General features: G+C 43.6%; 3 protein-coding genes. 1 reads left to right on the top strand and 2 read right to left on the bottom strand.

Annotated elements, in window-relative coordinates; all coding sequences use genetic code 11:
• Positions 1–509 precede the first annotated feature (509 nt).
• Positions 510–1418, bottom strand: a complete 909-nt coding sequence (locus D104_RS32160) for a GGDEF domain-containing protein (RefSeq protein WP_024024774.1) — start codon at positions 1416–1418, stop codon at positions 510–512.
• Positions 1415–2257: an alpha/beta fold hydrolase gene (locus D104_RS32155; protein ID WP_024024773.1), complete on the bottom strand. Its 843-nt coding sequence runs from the start codon at positions 2255–2257 to the stop codon at positions 1415–1417. Before D104_RS32155 ends, D104_RS32160 begins: the two co-directional genes overlap by 4 nt.
• A 122-nt stretch (positions 2258–2379) precedes the next feature.
• On the opposite strand from D104_RS32155, the gene D104_RS37635 reads away from it, so the two are divergent.
• Positions 2380–2508, top strand: coding sequence for a hypothetical protein (locus D104_RS37635; RefSeq protein WP_268743901.1), 129 nt, complete (start codon positions 2380–2382; stop codon positions 2506–2508).
• Positions 2509–2815 lie beyond the last annotated feature (307 nt).

The following is a 2815-nucleotide window of genomic DNA, read 5'->3' as shown; positions in this document are numbered from 1 at the left end:
TTAACGGGTAGGCGAGTGACGCCAAGAAAACGCGGTAGAAAACCAAGTCAGATGGATTAAACTTTCATCTGACCCCAATTGTTTGAGTCCGTAGACAAATTTGTCGATGGCATCATACAAGAAGTAGAGTTGATGAAAGACAAAATTGAATCGCACTTAACTAGCTAGTGATGATTTAGTTCTATTGAAAAATATACTTATTTTCACTAGCATAGCCAGTGAAAGCTTCGGATATCCCTGCTTAGGCAGCCCACCGAAGACATACGAAGTAGAAGGCCATGCTTAGCATGGCTTTTTCGTTTTATGGGTTAATTTTTATCTGACCCCAATTGTTGTAATTTTCATCTGACCCCAACTGTTGTAATTTTCATCTGACCCCAATTGTTCGGACCCCAATTGTTCGACTACAAAAAACGAAGTTGATGGATTCCGATGCGATTAATTTTCTTCTGACCCTAATTGTTAACGGGTAGGCGAGTGACGCCAAGAAAGCGCGTAAGATAACAGGATTAGAAGGCGTGATTTTCATCTATCCCTAACTGTCTGAAGAAGCAGGTTTTGTTGCGACCGCTGTTTTTTGCTTCGTATAAGGCGATATCGGCTTGATGAATGAGCCGTTCTAAGGTGATTTCTAAATGCTGCCCTGTATATTCTGCGACACCGATGCTGACCTTGAGATGATAGTCATTTAGCGTCACGCGATGCAGGTCTTGGTGGAATGTTTTGTCAAACATGATGACGGTTTGCATATCGGTATTTGCTAAAGCGATGAGAAACTCTTCACCACCCCATCGACAAATAACGTGATTCTCCGGAAAGTTTGCCTCAAGACGTTGAGCAACCTGCTTTAATATTAGATCGCCTGTTTGATGTCCATAGGTGTCGTTGACTTTCTTAAAGTGATCAATGTCGATCAACAATATGGTCAGTGGGTGCAGATAACTCGCTTCGCCCATTAAATCGTGTATTCGACGCGTAGCTTCACGCCGATTCAGCAGACCGGTGAGATCGTCTACGCTAGAGAGTTTGGTTAGATTTTTGGTTTGTTGTTCTAATTCGTCCCGCGTGGTGATCAGCTCTTGATACAACTTATCCCGTTTCTCTGATATGAACAGAGACCAATAGACTTTATCGTCATGAGAGAGGCGAGTGTTAAGCGTGACTGACGTTCGTGTTTTGTTTGCCGTCAGGATAACTGCCTGCGTTTCATCAAGAAACCCCTCTTTGATTAAAGAGGGGTAAAGGTAGCTTTCAAATAGGATTTCACTAGCTTTAGTGAATAAATTTGCCACGTCGTTCCCCGATAATTCTAAAGGGGCGAAACCAAAGCGTTCCGCAAAGAAGTCATTAGCGTACTCGATTTTTCTCGTTCTCAAATCACTGATTAACAATCCACAGGGAAAAGACGGTGGCTTCACTTCTTGACCTGCTGAGTAATAAAGCGTTCGATATAGACTGAGACAGTTTCTGGATGCGTCATGTGTAAGCAGTGTCCGGTTGCGTGGATTACTTCCAGCGACGAGTGAGGTAAATGTTGGTGAACATACTGCCCGATGTCTAAGGATGCTAGGGAGTCGTTTTCACTCTGCAAAATTAAACAAGGGTGCTTTGATTCGCTAAGCAAGTGGCGGTAGTCGGAAAAGAAGGTTGCCTTAGCGAATGGCTTAGAATATGTGGGATCCGTTGAGCAAAAGCTGTTAGTAAGATGTGTTGTTAATTCTTCGCTGTGACCTGTGCCCATGACAAGTGGAGCCAGATAATTAGCCCACCCAATGTAATTTTTATCCATTAGGTTGATCAGCTCTTCTAAATCCTCGCGTTCGAATCCCCCTTGGTATTCTTCGCCAATATTCAAAAAGCAGGGTGAAGGGCAAACCATAATTAACGATGCGAACAATTCTGGGCGTTTTAACGATGCCAATAAGCCGATCATACTGCTAACCGAATGGCCCACGAAGATGACAGAGGACATCGACAAACCCTCAAGCAATTCGATTACGTCAAGGGCATAGCCTTCGAGCTTAGCGTAGCGTTCAGGGTCGTAAAGACTTAATTGAGATTGGCCGCTGCCCACATAGTCGAAGCAGACCACCGTATAGTTGGATTCTAGGTGAGGGAGTAGATAACTCCACATGGATTGATCGCACCCGAAACCGTGGGCCAGAACAATCGCTTGGTTTCCTTGTCCAGAAATTTTGACGTTGTTACGCTGGATAACGTCAATGTTATTGGTGGAAGAGTTTGATGTTATCAACATAATTTGCCCTATTTTTTCATTATTAGCACAGCTTATGTTATCTAAAGCACATTATCAGAAAAGGGCAAGTCTTTTTATAAAATTGGTGAAATTGGGCAGATGAAAATAGAAGATTTATAGTTTTGCCAGTGAAGCTTAGCTTTCAGCAGGAAACGCGAGCGAAGCGTTATCAAGCTTTATTCAAATGCCACATCCCAGAAGAAGAGCTCGGACGGATTCGATCCGCTACGCATTCAGATATGGTGCTGTGAAACGATTGCTTTAAAAAAGAGGAGATCGAGAAACTAACGGGTAGGTGAGTGACGCCTATGCAGCGAGGTCGAAAGTCGAGTCAGACAGATTAAATTTTCATCTGACCCCGATTGTTGTTGAAGCCTAGCCAGAGAGCTTAATTTTCATCTGACCCCAATCAATTGCCAACGTTTTAAAGAGGAGGTTGAGAAGCTAACGGGTAGGCGAGTGACGCCAAGAAAGCGCGGTAGGAAACCGAGTCAGATGGATTAAATTTTCATCTGACCCCAATAGTTCGGAACCAAGTTGCTGCATTTGCCGTTCGAC

Origin of the sequence: Marinomonas profundimaris, assembly GCF_000508165.1 — a bacterium.
GTDB lineage: Bacteria > Pseudomonadota > Gammaproteobacteria > Pseudomonadales > Marinomonadaceae > Marinomonas > Marinomonas profundimaris.
Note: the sequence above shows the minus strand (reverse complement) of the source record. Positions and strands in the feature narration are given on the sequence as shown.

Bases quoted from the DNA above. Each gene is read 5' to 3' on its own strand.
- D104_RS32155 (WP_024024773.1), bottom strand. From the start codon at position 2,257: ATGTTGATAACATCAAACTCTTCCACCAATAACATTGACGTTATCCAG.